This window comes from Clostridium tanneri (assembly GCF_033659955.1).
Classification (GTDB): domain Bacteria; phylum Bacillota; class Clostridia; order Clostridiales; family Clostridiaceae; genus Clostridium_AM; species Clostridium_AM tanneri.
Genome location: NZ_JARUJP010000016.1, coordinates 18,152 through 41,277, shown reverse-complemented (window position 1 = coordinate 41,277; position 23,126 = coordinate 18,152). Strand labels below are relative to the sequence as shown.

20 protein-coding genes and 1 pseudogene are annotated in these 23,126 nt (G+C 34.2%); 14 read left to right on the top strand and 7 right to left on the bottom strand.

What is annotated here, in order from left to right:
* Positions 1–832: 832 nt before the first annotated feature.
* The 8 genes and pseudogenes from P8V03_RS13365 to P8V03_RS13330 all read left to right on the top strand — a co-directional run bounded on the left by P8V03_RS13365 (position 833) and on the right by P8V03_RS13330 (position 8,808).
* A complete protein-coding gene (locus tag P8V03_RS13365) occupies positions 833–1,828 on the top strand; it encodes a reverse transcriptase domain-containing protein (RefSeq protein ID WP_318798484.1) in 996 nt (331 codons plus the stop codon).
* Positions 1,741–2,298 (top strand): HNH endonuclease, encoded by a 558-nt coding sequence (locus P8V03_RS13360; protein WP_318798483.1) that lies wholly within the window; start codon positions 1,741–1,743, stop codon positions 2,296–2,298. Before P8V03_RS13365 ends, P8V03_RS13360 begins: the two co-directional genes overlap by 88 nt.
* A 115-nt stretch (positions 2,299–2,413) precedes the next feature.
* Positions 2,414–2,797 (top strand): annotated as a pseudogene (locus P8V03_RS13355) (DnaA ATPase domain-containing protein); the annotation flags it as partial.
* Between the two features lie 96 nt (positions 2,798–2,893).
* A complete protein-coding gene (locus P8V03_RS13350; RefSeq protein ID WP_318798481.1) occupies positions 2,894–4,609 on the top strand; it encodes a methyl-accepting chemotaxis protein in 1,716 nt (571 codons plus the stop codon).
* A 265-nt stretch (positions 4,610–4,874) separates the two neighbouring features.
* Positions 4,875–6,026, top strand: a complete 1,152-nt coding sequence (locus P8V03_RS13345; RefSeq protein ID WP_261669903.1) for an efflux RND transporter periplasmic adaptor subunit — start codon at positions 4,875–4,877, stop codon at positions 6,024–6,026.
* 10 nt (positions 6,027–6,036) lie between these two features.
* Positions 6,037–6,732 (top strand): ABC transporter ATP-binding protein, encoded by a 696-nt coding sequence (locus tag P8V03_RS13340; RefSeq protein WP_261669904.1) that lies wholly within the window; start codon positions 6,037–6,039, stop codon positions 6,730–6,732.
* Between the two features lie 77 nt (positions 6,733–6,809).
* Positions 6,810–8,018: an ABC transporter permease gene (locus tag P8V03_RS13335; RefSeq protein WP_318798480.1), complete on the top strand. Its 1,209-nt coding sequence runs from the start codon at positions 6,810–6,812 to the stop codon at positions 8,016–8,018.
* Between the two features lie 145 nt (positions 8,019–8,163).
* Positions 8,164–8,808: an HD domain-containing protein gene (locus tag P8V03_RS13330; protein WP_318798479.1), complete on the top strand. Its 645-nt coding sequence runs from the start codon at positions 8,164–8,166 to the stop codon at positions 8,806–8,808.
* Between the two features lie 183 nt (positions 8,809–8,991).
* Here P8V03_RS13330 and P8V03_RS13325 read toward each other — a convergent pair whose 3' ends face one another.
* Positions 8,992–9,726 carry a polysaccharide deacetylase family protein gene (locus P8V03_RS13325; RefSeq protein ID WP_261669906.1) on the bottom strand — a complete coding sequence of 245 codons (735 nt, stop codon included), beginning with the start codon at positions 9,724–9,726 and terminating at the stop codon, positions 8,992–8,994.
* A 262-nt stretch (positions 9,727–9,988) separates the two neighbouring features.
* Positions 9,989–11,191 carry an amidase domain-containing protein gene (locus P8V03_RS13320; protein WP_318798478.1) on the bottom strand — a complete coding sequence of 401 codons (1,203 nt, stop codon included), beginning with the start codon at positions 11,189–11,191 and terminating at the stop codon, positions 9,989–9,991.
* A 120-nt stretch (positions 11,192–11,311) separates the two neighbouring features.
* Here P8V03_RS13320 and P8V03_RS13315 point away from each other — a divergent pair, with 120 nt between their 5' ends.
* Complete coding sequence (locus P8V03_RS13315; RefSeq protein WP_261669908.1) at positions 11,312–11,485, top strand: hypothetical protein; 174 nt, start codon at positions 11,312–11,314, stop codon at positions 11,483–11,485.
* Positions 11,486–11,743: 258 nt separating this feature from the next.
* On the opposite strand, the gene P8V03_RS13305 is transcribed toward P8V03_RS13315, so the two are convergent.
* The 4 genes from P8V03_RS13305 to kdpF all read right to left on the bottom strand — a co-directional run bounded on the left by P8V03_RS13305 (position 11,744) and on the right by kdpF (position 16,324).
* Positions 11,744–12,370, bottom strand: a complete 627-nt coding sequence (locus P8V03_RS13305) for a K(+)-transporting ATPase subunit C (protein ID WP_318798477.1) — start codon at positions 12,368–12,370, stop codon at positions 11,744–11,746.
* 106 nt (positions 12,371–12,476) lie between these two features.
* Complete coding sequence (kdpB, locus tag P8V03_RS13300; RefSeq protein WP_318798476.1) at positions 12,477–14,537, bottom strand: potassium-transporting ATPase subunit KdpB; 2,061 nt, start codon at positions 14,535–14,537, stop codon at positions 12,477–12,479.
* A gap of 16 nt (positions 14,538–14,553) precedes the next feature.
* Complete coding sequence (kdpA, locus tag P8V03_RS13295) at positions 14,554–16,230, bottom strand: potassium-transporting ATPase subunit KdpA (RefSeq protein WP_318798475.1); 1,677 nt, start codon at positions 16,228–16,230, stop codon at positions 14,554–14,556.
* Between the two features lie 16 nt (positions 16,231–16,246).
* A complete protein-coding gene (gene kdpF / locus P8V03_RS19210) occupies positions 16,247–16,324 on the bottom strand; it encodes a K(+)-transporting ATPase subunit F (protein ID WP_396125078.1) in 78 nt (25 codons plus the stop codon).
* 494 nt (positions 16,325–16,818) lie between these two features.
* Between kdpF and P8V03_RS13290 the strand changes: the two genes are divergently transcribed.
* From P8V03_RS13290 to kdpDN, 3 genes are read left to right on the top strand one after another with little or no spacing between them, the layout of a single operon-like run.
* A complete protein-coding gene (locus P8V03_RS13290) occupies positions 16,819–18,648 on the top strand; it encodes a HAMP domain-containing sensor histidine kinase (RefSeq protein WP_318798474.1) in 1,830 nt (609 codons plus the stop codon).
* 23 nt (positions 18,649–18,671) lie between these two features.
* Complete coding sequence (locus P8V03_RS13285; protein WP_261669913.1) at positions 18,672–19,247, top strand: sigma-54-dependent transcriptional regulator; 576 nt, start codon at positions 18,672–18,674, stop codon at positions 19,245–19,247.
* A 43-nt stretch (positions 19,248–19,290) separates the two neighbouring features.
* Positions 19,291–20,415 carry a KdpD-like non-kinase potassium sensor gene (gene kdpDN / locus P8V03_RS13280; protein WP_261669914.1) on the top strand — a complete coding sequence of 375 codons (1,125 nt, stop codon included), beginning with the start codon at positions 19,291–19,293 and terminating at the stop codon, positions 20,413–20,415.
* 25 nt (positions 20,416–20,440) lie between these two features.
* Here the strand turns inward: kdpDN and P8V03_RS13275 are convergent, their stop codons facing one another.
* Positions 20,441–21,340: an AraC family transcriptional regulator gene (locus P8V03_RS13275; protein ID WP_318798472.1), complete on the bottom strand. Its 900-nt coding sequence runs from the start codon at positions 21,338–21,340 to the stop codon at positions 20,441–20,443.
* Positions 21,341–21,510: 170 nt separating this feature from the next.
* Between P8V03_RS13275 and P8V03_RS13270 the strand changes: the two genes are divergently transcribed.
* Both P8V03_RS13270 and P8V03_RS19205 read left to right on the top strand, forming a co-directional pair.
* Positions 21,511–22,782: a dicarboxylate/amino acid:cation symporter gene (locus P8V03_RS13270; RefSeq protein WP_261669916.1), complete on the top strand. Its 1,272-nt coding sequence runs from the start codon at positions 21,511–21,513 to the stop codon at positions 22,780–22,782.
* Between the two features lie 115 nt (positions 22,783–22,897).
* Positions 22,898–23,113 carry a nucleotidyltransferase domain-containing protein gene (locus P8V03_RS19205; RefSeq protein ID WP_428978977.1) on the top strand — a complete coding sequence of 72 codons (216 nt, stop codon included), beginning with the start codon at positions 22,898–22,900 and terminating at the stop codon, positions 23,111–23,113.
* The last annotated feature ends 13 nt before the right edge of the window (positions 23,114–23,126 follow it).

The following is a 23,126-nucleotide window of genomic DNA, read 5'->3' as shown; positions in this document are numbered from 1 at the left end:
AAAAGGCTAGAGCTGCAGCTATAAGCTATTATCAGAAATTTAACAATATAAGGAGAACCAGAAGAGGAAGCATAGCTTTTTTAGGACAGGTTGGTAGTGGAAAAACCCACTGTACGAATTGTTTCTAGACAATCTGCATAGAAATATGCAATAAAACTAGAGGACTGCGAAGCAGTCTAACTTCATATCTGAATAATTAGGTGAAATTCCTATGATGTCTTAATGTTGGAAGGCATGCCCTAAGACTCCGACATGCGATATATCTTATCAATATATTGTATGAAGTTCGGTGAAGGCGGTGAAAATCGGACCTGAGAAGTGGTTAAGAGAAGTAATCGGGGGGCTATAAAATTACCATGGTTAGGATGTTCTGAGAGAACCGACGAACCCTTGAGTTAACGGCTCGAGACTTGCCATAGAATTCGAAATCAAGAATCTAAACTCCTAGAGAGTTTCAGTCGCCAAGGCTATGGTGGCATAGCTGAGGAAAAGTCTGGTGAGGACTTATCTTCAAAGCCCCCCAACTATGGGTTAGAAGAGACTGACGGGTTAAAGAGGGAACCTAAAGTAATATATGTAAAGCTAAGATATGAGGAACAATTGAAGTTCGGAAGGAAGTGCTAAAACTGATAAGAGTTGATATTCCTAAACAGTAGGAAATGACTGTTGAATCCGGATGGCAGCAGCCAGTAGTAGTGAGGAAGTAAGGTAATTCTTATGGAGCGAAGGGGCATAGTCAATTAGAAGAAAAGTTTATTAAGACATACGCAACGTTAGGAAGCCGAGGAGCATAACTGATTAAAACCATTTATCCCCGAAGGGACGTGATATAATGGCACAACAACTAACAGTTCCGAAAAGTGAAGGAGAACTTAGAGAATTACTAGATAAAATGTACAGCATAAGTAAAGAAAAAGTTAAGTTGAATAAAAAACCATCGTTCAAGGATTTAATTGAAATTATAAAATGCGATGAAGTTATAATTAGTGCAATCCATAAAATGAAAGCTAACAAAGGAAGTAAAACTCCAGGTGAGAATGGAAAAACAATTGATGACATTCTTCAAATGGGATATTTCGAAGTTGTTGAAATGATAGCAAACAAACTCAGTAAATATAAGGCTGGGAAAATTAGAAGAGTATATATACCTAAACCTGGTAAAACAGAAAAACGACCGTTGGGTATACCTAATATTGAAGACCGTATAATTCAAGAATGCATAAGAATGGTTATAGAACCTATCTTAGAAGCACAGTTTTTTGAACATAGCTATGGGTTTAGGCCTATGCGAAGCAGTGCTCACGCACTGGAAAGGGTTTCACATATTGCAAAATGGGTAAACATTTATTGGGTAATAGAAGGTGATATATCTAAATTCTTTGATAAAGTTAACCATAGGAAACTCCTAAATATTTTATGGAGTATGGGAATTAGGGATAAAAGACTTCTAATGATAATAAAGGAAATGCTAAAAGCCGGCATTGTAAATGAAACTGAGATTAATGGAAAAGGTACTCCACAAGGTTCAATACTATCACCAATACTAGCTAACGCTTATCTCACTAAGTTCGATGAGTTTATAACTAGCTTTTATGAAAAGAAAAAAATGAAAGTAGTTGGAAACAAACATAGATATGATGCTTTAAAACGTAAAGGATTTAAGCAAGTATTCATAGTGAGATATGCAGATGATTGGGTAGTATTCACAAATTCTAAGGAAAATGGAGAAAAACTCAATGGGTGCGAGCGTGCGATAGCACTAATCTTCAACTTGTTCACTCAGAATATACTGAAAAACTGGCTTCTATTAAAGTCAGAGGAGAAGTAATTGCTATCACAAACATTAATATGGTGAGATGGACTAAGATAGCACAGAAAAATCAGGATGAAACTCCATATAGTAAAGAGGGTAGACTTAAATATGTTATGAGGATGAAAAAGCGACCATTAAAAGAAAGAGCCATGGAACTAAACATTCACCTTAATCAAACAATAATTCTTAGTTGCAAAAATGGAGCACAAAAAGACAGATTTAACAATTTCGAATATCATATGAATAGACCATACGCTTTCAATAGAGATAAAGGTAAATGTAGAATTTGTGGATTATATCCAAATAAGAAAAATGTTAAAATTCATCACATCACAAAAAAACTTCCAATAAATCAAGTTAACAAAGTTAAAAACCTTATGACTGTATGTAAAAAATGCTATCAAAAGATTCATAGCAGAAGTAGAATCGAAGGCGATAGTGAAGAAAATGAGAAAATCCTTAAATATCGTGAATTAATGTCTTAATAATAAATAATCTAATTGATAGAACGCCGTATGAGGTGAAAGTCTCACGTACGGTGTGAAAGAGGGGAAAAGAGAGGCTTAACGTAAAGTCGAAGTCTGCTCTTACCTATTCTTATTAAGTGTGGCAATAGGTCTAAACCTTTTAACTAAAGGTATTCCTGTAGTTTATATGTCCTACAGAGATGAGATTTTAAAACTGAAACAAAATATTTTAGATGAGGAGTTCTATGCCAGTTCCCTTAAAAGATACCGGTTGGCAGAAGTGCTAATTATCGATGATTTATTTAAGGGAAAGATTAATGAATCGGATATAAATATTATTTTTGAAATAGTAAATTACAGATACATGAATAATCTGCCTATTATCCTGTCCTCAGAGTTTACTCCAGAAGAACTTTTATATTTTGATGAGGGGATAGGAAGCAGGATTATTGAGATGTGCAAAGACTATATTGTGGAGATTGAGGGAAGGGAGAATAATTATAGAATAAATAGTTAAATTTGTATTTTCCACGGAACTAATTCCCCTAAAGCTCATATTATGTAGCGAAGAAAATGATAATAATAGATTCTAAGGATTACTGGGGGGATTCAAATGAAAATTACAATTAGAAAGAGGCTTATTTTATCCTTTGGGGTTATAATTTTAATTTCACTATTTTTCGGTCTTTATTCTATTGCATCCCTTAAGAATGTAAAGGATAAATCCAGTGAAATTACTGATGTGTGGCTGTATGGGATTGATTTGGCACATACTATGGATACAGCTAATTCAGACTATAGAATCAGAGAGTACAGACATATTGTAACAGAGGATGAAAAGCTGATGGCAGAAACGGAAAGAGAGCTTAAGGATTTAAGAAGCAGCTTTGAAAAGGCTTTGAAGGATTATGAAGATAGCAGTGTGCTGCAGCAAGAAAGAGACCTAACAGCAAAGATAAGAATAGAATATGAAAAATATATAGAGGTAAGCAATAGAGGCTTACAGTTAAGCAGAGATAGGAAAACTAAGGAGGCAGTTGCCTTACTTTATGGAGAGTCAAAGGAAAGGTTTGAGGCTTTAGGTAGTGACATTGGTAAATTAGTAGAGCTGTGCCGGTCAGAAGCAGACAAAGCCAATGCTGTAAATAAAGCAGCTTACAATAGAGCTAGGCTAATATTGCCTATTATTCTCTTAGCAGTAGTTACAGCAGGAGTTGTCATCGCAATCTATATGAGCAATAGAATAACAAAGCCTATGAAGCTTATGACCACTTATTTAGATAAAACAGCTGACTTTGATTTAGTATACGATGGAGAAGCTTTAAAAGAAATAAATAAATACAAAGATGAATTTGGTGTAATGGGTATGGCAGTAGCAAACATGAGAAAGTCCCTAAGGGAGCTTGTGGACAAGGTTAAGGAAAATTCACTGAAGGTATCTACAAATTCCGATGACTTATCAATTGTTATAGGAGAAACCTCTCAATCAATAGAGGGAGTAGCAAAGGCTGTAGAGGAACTGGCTCAAGGTGCATCAGAGCTTGCAAGAAATGCACAGAAGGGATCAGAAAAGCTGGATGCTTTGTCAGGAGAAATAAATGAAGCTGTAAATAGTTCTGATTTAATTAATAAGTATGTTCAGGAAACCTCTAAAGCAAATTCAGAGGGAGTAGATTATATTGAAAGATTAAAAGAAGCTGTTAACACCAATAATGAAGTTGTAAAAACAGTTGCCTCTCAGGTTGATTCCTTAGACGATAAGTCTCAGTCTATAGGAATGATTACAGATACAATCAAGACTATTACAGAACAAATCAACTTACTATCACTAAATGCTGCCATTGAAGCCGCAAGAGCTGGAGAACAGGGAAAGGGCTTTGCTGTTGTGGCAGAGGAAATAAGAAAACTTGCCTACGAAACTGCCAACTCTGCTAAGGAAATTGATGCTATTGTCAGAGATGTAGAAAATGAAATATTATCTACAAAATCAGAAATGACAAAGGCAGAAATGGCAGTAAGGCAAACTGACAAAGTTTCTGCAGGTACAGAAAGAGCCTTTGAAGCCATAGATAATTCTGTATCTAATATTATAAAACAAATAGATGGTTTAGTTAACAACATCGGAAGTATTGGCAAAAATAAAAATGAAGTTGTAGCCAGCATAGGCGATATCTCAGCAATTGCAGAGCAGTCTGCTTCTGGAACAGAGGAAGTCTCTGCAAGTACTCAGCAGCAGTCTGCAAGTTTAGAACAGATTTCTGTCTCTGCAAAGGATTTGAAGAAAATTTCTATAGAACTTCAGGAACTAATTGGCAAGTTTAGGACTTAGCCTGGGTGTTAATGATTATACTACATTGTTCCTTATTGAAGTCTAACTCTTCTGCTTTGTGCTATAACTTAGATAAAAAGCTCAGGATTTAAAATACCTGGGCTTTTTACGTATATAAAATTCCTAAATACAAACAATATTATAGTATGAAAAGTTAATTCTATTAAAGGTACTGGCTAAGACACTGCTTAGTTAAAGGACAGCACCTTTTTAGCCATGAAATAAATTTAGAAATTTGCACAACTAAATAAGGAGATAGAAACCAATGAAGAAAAAGGTAATAACAACAGCAGCAGTTCTTTTAGTAATAGCAGCAGTCCTTTCTTTAGGAATATACAGCAAAAGAAAAAATCAAGTTAAACCAGTAAAAACAGCAGTGGTGAAAAAAGGAGACATTAAGGCGTATCTCTCTACTACTGCAGTTATAAAATCAAAAAATGCAAAGGACTATTTTGGCACTCAGTTAAAAATAAGAAATGTGAGAGTGAAGGTAGGAGATGCTGTTGCAAAGGGACAAAATCTCATTAATTATGATTTATCAGAGCTTAGTTCTCAAGTTAACCAGGCGCAGCTTCAATATGATAATGCCCTCCTTCAAAAAAGAGAATTAGTAAGTCAAAGGGATTCCATAAACTCAAGGATTAATGAGTTAGATAAAAAAATTAAGGAACTGGAAAAAAGCAGCGATTTAAGTTCAAAAGCAGCCCTTTCTGGACTTCAGCAGCAGAGAAGTGCACTTCAACCTATACCGGAATCAAAATTGCAGCAGGCGGATAACTCCGTGGCACTGGCCAAATCAGCTTTAGATGCTGCTAATTCAAAACTAAGTGCTGTTAGCAGTGGAATTGTATCTCAATTGGATGGGGTAGTAACCTCTTTAACTGCAGTAGAGGGGGCAGTACCAAATCCATCTCAACCATTGGTTACGGTACAGGACTTAAATAATTTAAAAGCAGTAGTGTCGCTGGGAAAATATGATGCGGAAAAGGTAACCTTAGGACAGGAGGCTAGTATAAAAAGCGGAGGCAGTGTCTTCAAAGGAAGGCTTTCCTTTCTGAGCCCTGCTGCATCAAAGCCTTCTTCCCCTGCTGGTGGAGAGACAACTCTTGAAGGTGATATAGATATTTTGGATAAGGATACAAATCTAAAGGTAGACTTTGATGTAGATGTAGATATACTGCTGGACAGTAAAAGTAATATTTTAAAAGTACCAGTAGAGGCTATAAAAAGTGATAAGTATGGCAATAGTTATGTTTTTGTAAACAGTAGTGGTATTGCAACGCAAAGGAACATAAAGACAGGAATTAAATCAGATACAGAGGCAGAGGTCTTGCAGGGACTTTCCGGTGGAGAAAAACTTATCTTAAATCCAGGCAGTGTTATTAGCAACGGAACTAAAGTAAAGGAAGCTGCTTAAGGAGGATGCCATGCTTGAAGTAAAGGATATAGTTAAAACCTATAATACAGGAGAAATAAGTTTTACAGCATTAAAAAAGGTAAGTCTTAAAATAGAAAAGGGAGAGTTTACTGCCATAATGGGACCTTCTGGTTCAGGAAAATCTACCTTTATGAATATTTTAGGGTGCTTAGATAAAATGGATGAAGGCAGCTATATATTAAATAACAAGAACATCACTAATTTAAAAGAAGAGGAGCTTGCTGCAATAAGAAATAAGGAAATTGGCTTTGTTTTTCAAGCCTTTAACTTACTTCCTCGTATGACCATCTTAGAAAATGTAGAACTTCCTATGGTTTATGCTGGCATCTCAGAAAAGCTTAGAAAAGAAAAGTCTATGACAGCCCTTGAAAAGGTCGGTTTAAAGGATAGAATAAAGCACAGACCAAATGAAATTTCTGGTGGACAAAAGCAGAGGGTTGCTATAGCAAGAGCTATAGTGAATAATCCTGCAGTGATTATGGCAGATGAGCCTACTGGAAACTTAGATACTAGATCTACTTTAGAAATATTAAGGATTTTTCAGGATTTAAATAGAGAAGGTTCTACTATAATAATGGTCACTCATGAGCCGGAGGTGGCAAAGCACACTAAGAGAATAGTAAAGTTTACTGACGGGGAAATAGTAAGTGATGAACAAGTTAAAGATAGGGTAATTATAGAATAGCAGAAGGAGAGGAGAAAGGCAGAGCTTATTTAGTGTAGGTGAATTTAAGCTTTACTTGCATAGGATTGCCTAAGAATATGAATATAAAAGAAAATTTTAAAATAGCGATAGAAAGTGTAAAAGCAAATAAAATGAGATCCTTTCTCACCATGCTTGGAATTATTATAGGCATAAGCTCAGTAATAGCTATAGTTTCACTAGGACAGGGTGGGCAGAATGCTATTACCGGTGAATTTGAAAAAATAGGAGCTGCCTCTGTAAGTATCAAAGTGAATCAGCAGAAGGCAGACAAAAGTGACTATATAACCTTAAAGGATGTAGAACAGATAAAAGAGAGAATTCCTACTGTAAAATATGTATCTCCTACCTTGCAGAAACAAGGAATAGTAAGCTCTGATATTAAATCCAAAAGGGCCTTTATAACAGGAGCCAATGAAGATTATGGAAATATTGGTGATACGGAACTGATATATGGAAGATACTTTAATAGAGAAGAATATTTAGAAGGAAAGCCTACAATAGTAATAGATAATATTACTGCAAAAGCTCTCTTTGGCTATGAAGATGCAGTGGGCAAAACCGTTAATCTTGGAGCTAAAATTTTTCCAAAGAAGGCAACTATAATAGGAATATCAAAAAATCAAATGGGAATGTTTGGAGGAGCAGATGAGAATATGCCAGCTATGATATCAGCTCCTGCAACCTTTGTACAGCAGTTATATCCCAGTGAGAACCTTATTGAGTCCATAGTGGTAGTAGCTGTTACAAAGGAAGATAGTGAAAATGCAGGTAATGGAGCTATAAGCATTCTGGAAAACAGACATAACAATGCTGGGAGAGATATCTATAGCGCAGAAAGTCTCTTGAAACAGTTAGACCAGATTAACAAGGTGCTGGGTATTTTTACAGCCTTTATTAGTGCAGTAGCTGGCATATCCTTATTGGTTGGAGGAATAGGTGTAATGAATATTATGCTGGTTTCCGTAACGGAAAGAACAAGAGAAATAGGCATAAGAAAGGCAATTGGGGCTACCACTAGAAACATATTAATGCAGTTTCTAACAGAATCCCTTATCATTGCTCTGATAGGTGGAATAATCGGCATGATTCTTGGTATTTTAGGTTCATATTTTATCGGAAGCTTTGCAGGAATAACTCCTGTTGTATCCCCTAAGGTTATACTGGCTGTTATACTGTTTTCTTCAGCAGTTGGAATATTTTTTGGTATATATCCTGCTAAGAAAGCAGCGGATCTGGACCCTATTGATGCTTTAAGATATGAATAGAGAGATGTAATAATTTTAGTATATTTACAAGGCTCCTTTCATTGATTTATAATAATTTCTAAGGATTCCTTCAACTAGAATCAGGTGGTGTGAGACTCCATCTGATTCTAGTTTTACTTCATATTTTTAGATTGGGGAAAGAGTTATGAATAAAGATTTATTAGAAAAAACATTGCTGCATATTAGAAAGAGATTTGAAAATGATTATAGTGGACATGATTACTATCACAGTGTTAGGGTTTATAAATTAGCTACTCATATTTGCAGAGAAGAAAAGGCTGATTTAGAAATAGTTCAATTAGCTTCTCTGCTGCATGATGTTGATGATTATAAATTATTTCACGGAAATCCAGGCACCTGTTCAAATGCAGAAACCTTTTTAAGGGACAATAAGGTAGAGGATACAAAGATAAAGGCTATATGCGATATAATCTCCTCAATATCTTTCAAAGGGACAGGCACACAGGTTCCTGCAAGCAAAGAAGGTAAGATAGTACAGGATGCAGATAGATTAGATGCAATTGGGGCTATTGGTATTGCAAGGACCTTTGCATACGGAGGCAGTAAAAATAGAACTTTGCATATACCTAATGAAAAACCTAAGGGCAATATGAGCTTTGAGGAGTATTCTTCATCTAATGGAACTACTATAAACCACTTTTATGAAAAACTTTTAAAATTAAAAGATTTAATGAATACAGAAACTGCTAAAAGAATAGCTAAATCCAGACATCAATATATGGAGAGTTTTTTATCAGAGTTTTTTAATGAATGGGATGGAATAATGTAGGAGGTATACAGCAGATCTTATGAAAACATCACCATGAATTAACCGTATTCCAAGGGCTAAGTCCTTAGAATACGGTTAATTCTTTCCTTTGAAAATTCTCAGGATTATCTTCTGTAATTACCTTAAATTCATATTTTTTCTCTACAATATTCAATTTATAATTTAGAACAGTACCAGCAACATTTACTTAGAAGGCCGCCAATAAAATTCTGGTGTATTATTTGTAATAGTTCTAAATTCATATCCAAGTTTTTTGTAATGCTGAATAATTTGAGGTAATGCTTTAGATGTATTCACATTTATATTATTACAGTGCATGAGAAAGACAATATAGGGTATTCCGCTACCTCTTGCAATTGCTTCTTTAGCAAACTCTTCTGGAGAAGAATAGGGTTTTGTTCCATCTGAAATGGAAGCATTCCAATCATAGACCTTAAAATTGTTATTATGCAATTTTACTAAAAAATCATTGTTTAAGTAGCAATTACTTCCATAGGGAAACCTAATAATGTTAGGTTTGATGCCTATTACCCTATTTATTTCTTCTGATGTTTTTATCATTTCCTCAATAAATGAATTTTCACTTGAATAAATTTGTTTGTATTGGTGGCTGTAAGTATGTAAGCCTATACTGTGACCTTCCTTATAAATTCTTTTTAATACATCTTCGCTACCTTTAACATTGTTTCCTATTATGAAAAAGGTGGCTTTTACATTTTGCTCTTTTAAAACATCTAAGATATTATTAGTTACAATTGAACTAGGGCCATCATCAAAGGTTAAATAGATTATATTTTTATTAGCACTTGAAAAAGCTGCCTTAGAGTTAGATGTTTTAATACTATAATTAGAAGTTGTTACAAGTATATATGCAAAAAATATTAAAAGAAAGAATAATGTTTTTATCTTTCGTTTCATAATACATTCATCCCTTCCGTAGATTTTAATGAAGTTTTAAATAAACCTAACTTCCAATGTCAAAGAACTACTATATTGCATAGTAGTACCAACACTTTGAGTTATCAGTTATACTACCTCATAAATTTTATATGTGATGACAGATATAACAAAACTTTTGACTGCACTAAAAACAGGTGTGTACATCTATCAAACACACCGGTATCCAGTGCACCCAAATTTTTCTGTAGTATCATTCATATGTTGTTCACAAAGGAACTTTTTATCCATTTATGTGTATAAGAAAAAATCTAATTTTAGCGTCACCCCAGCCTAAATCCCAAGGCACATGATATCTATCTGTAGTATGGGAGTTTACTAGAGGATAACCATGAGAATCAAAACCTGTTACTACTGCAAAGTGATCTATATTTCCTCTACCTTTTTCATAAGCAACTAAGTCACCAAGTTGTAATTTTCCAACTGCTCCATTAGGAAGAGTTTCTGACGGCTTAGTTAACTCCTTGAAGGTACCAACGCTAATAACACTTCCTCTTCCACTGCCTACTAAATAACTCTTTAAACCATCTGCATTAGCCCAAGCTCGACTACCTGAGGTCCAAGCACCACCAATAGGCATACCGCCTCCTTCTTTATCACCTAATACTTGGGAGACATAATTGGTACAATCTCCACCTATACCGTTATAATCATTATATTTTTTATTGTATTTAAAATTATTACCACTTCCCCAAGCTGCTCCACAGTATTTATCCGCATAAGCAACAGCCTTTTCGCGGTCGTAAAAACGTTTGTAATAGCTTCCTGCTTGATAAGTTGTATCTAGCTTATCTCTGAGAGTATCTATAAGATTTAACCTTGGTGAAAAATTGGACACATCACTAGAATAACTATGTAAGGCATCTTCAAAGCAGTCTGTATACCAATCGTTATAAATAACCCACTTGTCATTCTTTTTAATCAAGCTTGCAGTGTGTCTTATACCAACACCAAAAGAGTTAATTGAAGAGTCAGTATCGTTGTTATAAGAATAGTCAAACTTATAGGATTCTTCTAAAGCTATCTTTATTGTATCTCCTTTAGGGTAAATTTTTTTTATTCTTATTGCAGACTCTATTTTACTAAATACTATATTTCTTTCCCTTGCCCAATCAACAAGATATTTTACACGTTTAATTTCATGCGCGAGTGACCATTTGCCGTACTTTTTCGAAGTATCAAAAAGTGTATTTAAAGAGGAAATATCACCAGAGACAAGGGCTTTTGAACGCTCATTATATATTCTTTCAACTTCAAGTTTTAATTCATTTTCATCAACTGGCTCAGAATTAGTAGAAGCATAGGCATTATAGCTTAAACTGGAAAAACTAAATAAAAAAATAAATAATGCTAACAACAATTTTTTTATAGAACTAAAATATGTATTCAGCCTGCATTCCTCCTTGTAGAAACCTTTATAATTCAATAGTATTATTTTAACCAAAAAAACTATATTTACTTGATACAAGTTTTGGTTTTTGTAATTCTTTATTGTTAATATTTATGGTATAATATAGAAAAATTTAATGTTTATGGGGGGATACTGATGGATTATAATATTGAAGATGAAAAAGTTAAACGTTTAATTGAAATAGGCTCCATATTTGAGAGCATGGGAGTTGACTCAGTAGAGTTAGCAGAAAGTATTAAAGAACATATTCAAAACTGTCCAGGCGGCAAAGCCTGTCTAGAAAAGCTTGTTTCTAAAAATAATCCATAAATAGAAAAGTTTATGTAAAAAGCAGATGAGCAAGGTAAACTAAGAATGTCGACCTTATAGGACAGAAAAGTTCTAGTATTATATAAAAATAAGCTGGCAGCATAAGGCCAGCTTTTAAAATGACTTTATAGTGAAAATATTTCTGGTTCATCAGTAAAAGAAGAAATGGTAGCTGTTCCCTCGGTAAAGTATAAAACTGCGAAAATTCCATCATTAGCATTATACATAGACTTTAAGTTTTGCACCAATAATATTAGCCTATCTCATATTTAGAATTTTATATATTTCCAAATTAGCTTTCAAAACATTTACTCTAGGCTCACCAAATATTCCAAGCTGTTTACCATCTGTATATTTGTCAATTATTTTATTTAATTGAACTTCGCCTATACCCGTTGCTTTGGCTATAGCAGGGATTTGAAGCTGTGCAGCTTTAGGGCTTATATGGGGATCAAGCCCAGAACCAGAAGCAGTTAAAAGATCTGCAGGCAGCTGATCTTTTCTAATATCAGGATTTGCCTTTAGAAAAGCATCCATATCCTTTTGAACTCTTTCCGCTAAGGCAGGATTGCTCGGTGCAAGATTTTGAGAACCAGAGGAAACTCCTGAGTAAGCGGTTTTTCCTTCATTATCCGGTTTTGTGTCTGCTTCTGTATAGGTATTGTAATTTACTGCTGATGGTCTTCCTTTAAAAAATCTTGCATCACTGAAGCTTTGCCCTAAAACCTCAGAACCTACCTTTTTTCCACCTATTTCTATAATACTTCCCTTAGCCTGCCTTGGGAAAACAAGCTGGCTTAATCCTGTCATTAACAGTGGATAGCCTATTCCGCATATAATTAATAAAACAATACTTAAAAGAAAAGCCTTTTTTATAATTTTCATAGACCTTCATCCTTTCAATTAAAGCCATATTTATAGGTTACCTATAAATCACTTCTTAATCTTTTAACAATGAAAATTTATAGTCAAAACTATTTTTTCATCAGCCCTAAGCAAGGTTTAATATTTTAAGTAGTGGTGTAATAGCAATATCAATTATTTTAATTCCTATAAAAGGAGCAATTAAACCACCAAAACCAAATATCAGCACATTTCTTGCCAGCAGCATAGATGCCTTCATAGGCTTATATTTTACCCCCTTCATTGCTATAGGTATCAATAGAGGTATAATTATAGCATTGAAAACTAGAGCTGAAATTATAGCACTTCGTGAACTTTGAAGCCTCATAATATTTAAAAGATTCATCTGTGGTATAGCAGCAGCAAACATAGCTGGAATAATAGCAAAGTATTTGGCAACATCGTTTGCTATACTAAAGGTTGTAAGTGCACCTCTTGTTATTAAAAGCTGTTTTCCTATTTCTACAACTTCAAGTATTTTTGTTGGGTCAGAATCCAAATCCACCATATTAGCAGCTTCCTTTGCTGCAACGGTTCCGCTGTTCATAGCAAGACCAACGTCAGCTTGTGCAAGGGCAGGGGCGTCATTTGTACCATCTCCTGTCATGGCAACAAGCTTTCCTTCTCTCTGTTCTTTTTTAATAACCGCTATTTTATCCTCTGGCTTGCACTCTGCAACAAACTCATCTACTCCCGCTTCCTTTGCAATAGTTGCAGCAGTCAAAGGGTTGTCTCCTGTACACATTATAGTTTTTATGCCCATCTCTCTAAGTCTATCGAACCTTTCTATAAGACCAGGCTTTACTGTATCTTTTAGGTATATAACTCCTAGAATATTTTTATCTACAGATACTACAAGAGGAGTACCACCCAGCTTTGATATTTTTTCAGTTATCTTATCAAGATCTTCAGGTATTATACCTCCCAGTTCTTTAACAAAGTCTTTAATACTATCTGCAGCACCTTTTCTAATGTGTGTGCCGTTCTTTAGGTCTAAGCCGCTTTTTCTTGTTTGTGCTGTAAATTCTATAAAGTCACAGCCTTCATATTCTTTAGTGTTAACTGAAATTGCAAGCTTATTAGCAAGTTCTACTATAGATCTTCCTTCAGGAGTTTCATCTTTAATTGAAGATATAAGAGCAAATTTGGTTAACTCATTCTTAGAAATATTATCAACGGGATAAAAATCAGCAGCCATTCTGTTACCAAAAGTTATTGTACCTGTTTTATCTAGTATCATAGTACTTACATCTCCGCAGGCTTCTACAGCTTTACCAGACATGGCAATAACATTAAAACGAGTAACTCTGTCCATACCTGCTATACCTATTGCAGAAAGCAGTCCCCCTATAGTAGTAGGAATAAGACACACTAACAGAGCTATTAGTGTTGCTGCATTAATAATTACTCCTGAATAGTTAGCCATAGGAAGTAATGAAACAATAACAACTAAGAATATTATAGTTAAACTGACCAATATGGTATTTAAAGCAATTTCATTTGGAGTCTTCTGTCTTGAAGCTCCCTCAACTAAGGATATCATTTTATCTAGAAAAGACTCTCCTGGAGTTGCAGTTATCCTAATTTTTAGGAAGTCACTTACTACCTTCGTTCCACCTGTGATAGAGCTGAAATCACCGCCTGCTTCCTTAACCACTGGAGCAGATTCCCCTGTTATGGCAGACTCATCTACAGTAGCTATGCCTTCGATAACTTCACCATCGTTTGGTATGATATCTCCAGCTTCTACTAATACAATGTCATCTTTTTTTACTTCATTTGAACTGACAATTTTTATACTGTTGTTTGAACCAAGAAGCTTTGCATTAGTATCCTTACGGGTTTTCTTTAAGCTGTCCGCTTGTGCCTTTCCTCTGCCTTCAGCAATTGATTCTGCAAAGTTTGCAAAGAACACGGTAATAAGAAGTATTATAAATACTAAAGCATTATAGAGTCTTAAATTTTCACCTTTATCTCCAAATATATTTGGGAAGATAGTTAAAATCAGGGTAATTGCTGCTCCAAGCTCTACTATAAACATAACAGGACTTTTAATCATGTAGGCTGGGTTTAGCTTAACAAAAGCATCCGTTATTGCTTTAGTAACAATTTCTTTAGACATAAATTTATTTTTATCTTTTTTATTCATATATAATCTCTCCTCACTATCTCCAAAGAGTTAAGTGTTCTGCTATAGGCCCTAATGATAAGGCTGGGAAAAAGGTTAAAGCTGCCACGATAATAATTATAGAAATAAGCATAACAACAAACATGGAGTTATCTGTTCTAAAGGTTGAATCTGTAACTGGAACTGGATTCTTTTCTGCTAAAGAGGCTGCTACTGCAAGTAGAAGTATTATACTCATATATCTTCCAAAGAACATTACAAGTCCAGTAGCAGTATTCCAAAAGATTGTGTTATCTGCTAAGCCCTCGAAGCCTGAGCCGTTGTTAGCGGCAGAGGAAGCAAATTCATATAGCACTTGGCTTAAACCATGGAAGCTGGGATTTGTTATTCCCGCCATGCCGCCTTGAGTTATTAGAGCAATAGCAGAAGGTATCAAAATTATTACTGGGTGTACAAGAATAGCTATAGCAATCAGCTTCATTTCTTTACCTTCTATTTTTTTTTGGAGAAATTCTGGAGTTCTTCCAACCATAAGCCCGCATAGAAATACTGTCAATATGATGTACATAAGCATATTCATAAGGCCTACACCTTTACCACCAAAGACAACATTAAGCATCATTTGCCATAGTGGAACTAAGCCGCCAAGTGGAGTTAAAGTATCGTGCATATTGTTCACTGCTCCCGTAGTAAAAGCTGTAGTAACAGTTGTAAACAAGGAAGATCCAGCTATACCAAACCTTACCTCCTTACCCTCCATGTTTCCCATTAATTGGCTCAAGCCAAGCTTTCCAAGTATAGGATTGCCTGCTTTTTCTGACATATAACATAGGGTAAGAGAAGTTATAAATAAAACAGACATAGCCGCAAATATAGCATAGGCTTGTTTTTTATTTTTTAGCATGTGACCTAATGCAAGCACTAAAGCTCCAGGCAGTATCATCATAGATAACATGTTAATTAAATTACTAAGAGGTGTTGGGTTCTCAAAGGGATGTGTTGCATTTGCCCCAAAAAATCCCCCTCCGTTTGTACCTATATGCTTAATTGCTTCTAAGGAAGCTACAGGACCTAAGGGTATATTTTGAAGTTTTCCTTCTATAGTATTAACTGTAAGATTAGAAGATAGAGTTTGTGGTGTTCCTTGCCATACCAATAATAAAGTAACTATTACTGAAAGTGGAAGAAGCACTCTTGTATGAATTCTTACTAAGTCTACAAAAAAGTTCCCAAAGCTTTTCTTTCCTGATAAACCTCTTATAAAAGCTACTGCTGCTGAATAACCAGTACCTGCTGAGGTAAACATTAAATAAGTAATAGCAGCCATTTGACTTAAATAAGAAAGTCCAGATTCTCCAGAGTAGTGCTGGAGGTTTGTGTTGGTTATAAAACTTATAGCTGTGTTAAAGGATAGGGATTGTTCCATAGGCTTTATGCTATTTGGGTTAAAAAGTCCCATACCTTGAAGTCTAAAAATTAAATATACTATAAGTGTCATTACTGCATTTGTAACTAATAAAGATAAAAGATAGGTTTTCCAGTTCATCTCTTCCTCTTTTATACCTGTAATTTTGTATATTAACTTGTCCACAGGATTTAGAACAGAATCTAACAACGTTTTTTTCTTTACAGAAACTTTATATAAGTATTTTCCTAAAGGAATAGCAATTAAAATAAACAGCCCTAAGGATATTACAATTTGTAAAATGTCCATTTATGCTTCCACCTTCCTAAAATTTTTCTGGGTTAACAAGGGCATAGCCTAGATAAATAAACAGTAAAACTGATACTATAATTAAAATTATCATATACCTTCTCCTTTCAGTAGTAACACTGGATAACTAAAGAGTTATCCCTACCTGTATTAATTATAGGTTAGAGTAACACTTAATTTACCAATGTTAACTATCTTCTTTACTAGATATTTGTTTGTCACACCAATTAGTAAATAAAAAAGCTGCTACAAAGCATAGGAGTAATATTCCTGCAAAAATTATATCCTTCATATTATCCCTCCTAAAAATTAATATTTATATTATTAAATACAAGCTTAATGATTCTGTATCTATAACACACTAAGATTATACACCTATGCCCTCCTACAATTCGAAAAGTAAAACCTGTGCTTCCTTAAGGCTATTCGCCTTATAAGAGCTGATGTAGTTAAACTAACTTCTTCTTTCCTATGAAGAATCAAGTTTTCTTTATTTTAGATATAGTTTTTATATGTAAATTGACTTTTAGAGTTGTAAAATTTATACTAGTCTATATTAAATAAAGGTTTATAAGAGGGAGCATATCTATGATTAAGACCTTAAAAGGCAAATTTTTAATTGTTTATTTATTTTTAGTATTTACAATTGCAGTAGTAGGAATAGCCTCAATAGCCAATATCTATTCCTTAGAGAGAAGTATCCAAGGGTTAATGACAGATAATTATAAAAGCATAGATGCAGCTAGTTATATGCTTGAGGCATTAGAAGGTCAGAATTCTGCCGCTTTGACTTATATGAATATTAATAAAAATCAAGGTATAGCCAACTTTTATAACCATAGCAATAACTTTTACAGGTGGTATCATGTGGAGAAATCAAACCTTACAGAAGTTGGTGAAAAACAGCTTGTTCGGGAAATAGAAAATTCTTATGTACAATACTTGGCTTTATTTTCTCAGCTTCAAGAGAGGGCAGTAAAGAATAATACTGATGAGACCATAAATTTTTACAATAATAAAATGTATCCACAGTACAGTGAATTAAAAAAGCTTATTAGAGGTGTATCAAATCTTAACGAAGAGGCGATGTTTAACAGCAAGGAGCGAGTAATAAAAGACTCGGAGCAGTCTATGTATATTATTTCAATTCTGTTAGTTCTTTTTGTTTTATTAGGCTTTGCTGTTGCTTGGTTATCACTAAACAAATTTTTAAGTCCACTATATGCACTAAGAGATAATATGAGAGCACTTAAAGAAGGGGAATTAGACAAACAAACAGAAATAGTAAGCGAGGATGAGGTTGGAGAATTATCTAAGGAATTTAATGATATGACTAAGAGACTTCTTCAATTTGAGCAGAGTACCTTAGGCAAGCTTTTGGCGGAGAAAAATAAATCTTTAGCCATTGTAAAAAGCATTTCAGACCCCATACTTGTTATGGACACAGACTATAAAATAGTTCTGATAAATGATGCTTTCGAACAGCTATTTAACCTTAGTGAAGAGAATATATTAAATAAGTATTTTCTTGAAGTAGTGAGAAATGGTGAATTGTATGATTATATAAAAAATACATATAACTCAGATGAAAAGGAAGTACAACAGAAAATATTTTATTTTAGCTATAATCACAAAGATTATTACTATAATGTATTGGTTACTAAGCTTATGGAAGTTGACAATAAAAGATACGGCTTAGTAGTTCTCTTTCAAAATGTAACTGAACTTAAGGAAATTGAAAAGCTTAAAGGTGATTTTATAGCCACAATTTCACATGAGTTTAAGACTCCCCTTACTTCTATAATGATGGGAGCAAGTTTAATTTGTGACGAAATTGCTGGAAATGTGAATAAAAAGCAAAAAGAGATAATATCTACTATAAATGAAGAAAGTGAAAAACTATTAAAGTTAGTTAATAACCTGCTTCATCTTTCTAAGTTAGAATCTAGTAAATCTATATTTAAACTAGAAGCTTACTCTATAGAAGTTATTATTGAAAATAGTATTAAAGGATTTGTTAACCAGGCATATGATAGGAATATAAGCTTACATTATAATTCAATTGATTATGTCTCAAAGGTTAAAGTAGATTTCGAAAAAACAACTTGGGTTTTAAATAATTTAATATCAAATGCCTTAAAGTTTACTCATAGAGGAGATAAAATAATAATTAGTTCTTTTATTAAGCAAAACAAGATGTGTGTATCTGTTAAAGATACCGGAGAAGGAATACCTGAAAACTATGTAGAAAAGATTTTTGAAAAGTTTGTTCAAGTTAAGGGTAAAGAAGACAGGGGTACTGGCTTAGGTCTTGCTATAGCCAAAGAAATAGTAGAGGCTCAAGGTGGTGAAATATGGTGTGAAAGCACCTTTGGAGAAGGCAGTACTTTTACTTTTACCATTCAATTGTATGAATAAGTTTAGCATAACAGGAGGTTATTATGAAGAAGGTTCTTGTTGTAGATGATACAAAAAATATAAAGCTATTGCTTACTACTTGTCTGGAGTTTACTGGTTATGAGGTTTTAACAGCAAGTAATGGGACAGAAGCTTTAGATTTATTAAAAAATGAGGGAGTAGATTTAATTTTTTTAGATATAAAAATGCCTGAGATAAGCGGTACAGAAGTATTAAGACGGATAAGGGCTATAGGAATAGAGACTCCCGTTATAGTAATGACAGCCTTTGGAACAGTTAAAAATGCGGTGGAATGTACTAAACTGGGAGCTATTGCATATCTTCAAAAGCCCTTTACTGCAGAAAAGGTAAGACATGTACTTAATGAAGTAGAGCCACAGCTGGAAAGTGATGCGATTTCTACAGATAAATACATTAAAAAAGCTAAAGAACTATTAAAAATAGGAGAACTTCAGGAAACTTTTAATATATTGAAAAAGGCTTTATCCACTAATGTAAACAATGGCGAAGTATATGAACTTTTAGCTAGGATATATGAGCTTAGAGGGGATTTAAAAGAGGCGGAAAGATTCTATAATATCAGCAGGCAGTTTAAATAGTACTAGCCGTAGAGTTAATTATATAAAATTTGAGGTGTAGTTTATGTCTAAAAAATCTCCAGACCAATTTTTGAAGGAAATTGAAAACGCAAACAAAGGCAGACTTAAGTTATATATTGGAGCTGCTCCTGGGGTAGGTAAAACCTGTGAAATGCTCAGAGATGCCCACGAAATGAGAGAAACAAATATTGATGTTGTTGTTGGACTAGTTGAAACCTATGGCAGAAAAGGTACTGCTGAGCAGATTAAAGATCTTGAGCTTATTCCACTGAAGGAAATACACTATAAAGGTGTAGTTCTTAAAGAATTGGATTTAGATGGGATAACAAAAAGAAAGCCTCAGGTGGTTATTGTAGATGAGTTAGCCCATACTAATGTACCTACCTCTAAAAATAAAAAACGCTATCAAGATGTTTTAGAGCTTATAAACAGTGGTATTAGTGTTATGACTGCAGTTAACATACAGCATCTTGAAAGCTTAAATGATTATGTAAATAGAATGACTGGTGTAAAGGTTAGAGAAACTATTCCCGATTCTATGTTAGAGATTGCTGATGAGGTAGAGGTAATTGATATATCTATAGATGCCCTAAGAGATAGACTAAAAAGTGGAAAGATTTACAGCAAAGATAAAATAGAAACTGCTCTTAATAATTTTTTTAGAGTGGGAAATTTAACTGCCTTGAGAGAACTTACCCTTAGAGAAGTTGCAAATGAAGTAGATGAACACCTTATGGAGTACAAGAAGGAAAAACATGTTGAAGGTCTTGTTGGAGCACAAGAAAAAATACTTGTATGTGTTAATGTTAACTTTAATGCAGAGTATCTTATAAGAAGGGGTTACAGAATTTCAAAAATGCTAAAAGCTCCCCTTTACGTACTTCATGTGAGAAGGGAAAATATTTCAGAGGATAAAAGTAAATTAAGAAAACTTGATGATTTAACTCAGCTTTGTTCAAAACTAGATGCAAAGTTTCAGGTTGCCACCTCTAAGGATGCTGCTGTTCCCATAATTAAATTTGCTAAAGAAAATGGAATAACACAAGTTATAATTGGCCAGTCTGCGAGAACCAGGTGGCATGAAATATTGAGAGGATCTATTGTAAGAAAAATTATGAGGGGAACTAAGTATGTAGATGTATTAGTAGTAGCAGATCCTAGAGAATAAGGAATTAAAGGGATGGAAAATATTATTATCTATGCTTTTTCATATCATAAGAGTTTTCCATCTCTAGCATTGTCTTGTAATATTGTTTAGGGGAGAGATCAAAGGTCTTTTTAAAAGCTCTTACAAAGCTTGAGTAGTCCTTAAAACCACATTCCAGGGACACCTCTGTTATTTGCTTCCCTTTTTTTATTAGCGATGCTGAAAGCATTAGTCTCTTTTGCTGTATATAGTTATGCAAGGTATAGCCTGTTTGAGTTTTAAATTTATGCATGAGATAGTACTTACTCATGTAAAATTTAGAGGCAATATTCTCTACAGACAGGTCATCACCGAGGTTTTTATTAATATACTCCAATATACTTGAAATCCGCTTATCATATTCAACATCACTTTCTTCTTTATTAGTTTTCACTGCAAGATAAAGCCTGTTGATATAAACAATAAATTGAAGGAACAGAGAGTTTTTAAGAATAGCGCTTCCAAAGGAGTTATCATTAACAGCCTCTTCAAGAGAAGCTAAAGTAGCCTTAATACTGTTAACATTCTCTGGCATAAGGGTAAGTAAGTTTATTTTTTTTCGTGAGGAAAAACTAAAACAGGTTAGTAAATTGCTGCCTTCTACATTATGCAGTTCTAAAAACCTAGAATTTACCCAGATAATTATTCTTTCATAAGGTTCATCAGCGCTTATTATAGGTCTATGAACGTCATTGCTGCCTACGAAAAGCAAGTCCCAAGGCTTCAGCTTATATGCCTTTCCTTCTATTAAATAGGTTACATCACCGGATATAAAGATTATTATTTTATTAAACTCATGATAATGGGATTCAAACTCCAGACTCTTTCTATCTGCTAGGTGAAAATACTGAAAATCACCATTAAGATAGCCTCTTTTTACTTTTAATATAGCTTCTTCCTTCTCCACAATTATCTCCTTTACACACAGTATAGATATATTATAGCACTTTTTGCAATATTTGAAGCAGTTTTAGCTAGGAAAATAGTAAAAACTATGTGTATAATATATATTAGAATACATGGTATAATATTCTATCCATAAGGACTAATAGTTATTTATGAAAGGGAGTGGATGTATTGAAATTTTTAAAGGGATATAAGTCCTCTATAATATTGCTTGGTTCAATTATTATCGGAGGAATTGTAGGAATGGTTATGGGTCCAAAGGCATCGGTACTTCAGCCTTTTGGTGATCTATTCTTAAACTTAATGTTTACTGTAATTGTGCCCCTAGTATTTTTTAGCGTTGCTTCTGCCATAGCAAATATGGGAAGTATGAAAAGATTGGGGAAAATAATGCTTGGGATTGTACTAGTCTTTACCTGTACTGCCTTTGCAGCGGCGATAATTGGAGTTACTGGAGCATTAATTGCAAATCCAACTAAAGGGGTAGACCCAGGAATTATTCAAAAGGTCATAGCAGATACAGCGGAGACTGCTCAAAAATCAGAACAAACAGGGCTGCTTCAGCAGCTGGTAAACACCTTTACTGTTTCTGATTTTGTGTCATTGTTCTCGAGAAAAAATATGCTTCAGTTAATAGTATTTTCAATAATTTTTGGAATTGGAACAGTGCTTTCTGGAGAAAAGGGAAAACCTATTGCTAAACTTTTAGAATCTGGTACAACAGTGGTAATGAATGTAGTAAAAATAATAATGTATTATGCTCCAATAGGACTTGGCTGCTATTTTGCTACAGTAATAGGACAACTTGGCTCACAAATACTTCAAGGATACCTTAGAGCATTTATCCTATATGTAGTACTTGCAATAATCTATTATTTTGGTATGTTCACCTTATATGCCTTCATAGCTGGAGGAAAACCAGGTCTTTTCTCCTTCTGGAAAAATGCCATAGCTCCATCTATAACCGCTCTGGCTACCTGTTCCAGTGCCGCATGTATACCAGTTAACCTAGAGTATGCAAAGAAGATGGGAGTAACGGATGACATTGCAGAAACGGTAGTTCCTCTTGGGGCTAATACTCATAAGGATGGTTCTGTAATAGGAGGAGTTTTAAAAATTGTCTTCTTGATGGGGCTTTTCGGGAAAGATATGACCAGCGTTAAAGCGATAGTTGGAATAATATGCGTATCTTACTTAGTAGGTGCTGTAATGGGAGCTATTCCAGGAGGCGGAATGATTGGAGAGATGCTTATTATAAGTGTCTATGGCTTCCCACCAGAAGTTTTACCAATAATAGCAGTTATAAGTACAATTATTGATGCACCTGCAACGCTGCTTAACTCTACAGGAAATACTGTATGTGCTATGATGGTAGCAAGATTTGTTGAGGGAAGGAATTGGATTGCAGGAAAGGTAGAGAACTTAGGAAAGGCAGTTTCCTAAAAAAGTACAGACTTCAAAGCGTGGTATTCTTGAGTGATTAAAAAGAAGTATGTTTATTATATCATAAATTGCCCTCTCATCCCACCCTTAAAGGGTGTGAGATGAGGGGGCAGTTATTTGTAATTTAATCTTAAAGCACCAATCAATATTACTGGAAAATAGCAAGGAATTACCACAGTGTGTTAAGGAGGTATGGTTATTTGGAAGTTGTCTTACTTACAATGTTAGTCTTGAGAGTGACATAGATGTTTTAGTAATTATAAAGGAAGTAAAATTGATTTATCAAGATGCAGATAGTGGTGTTATTTTTTACATATTTTTTCACTGTTGAGTAATACTATAGC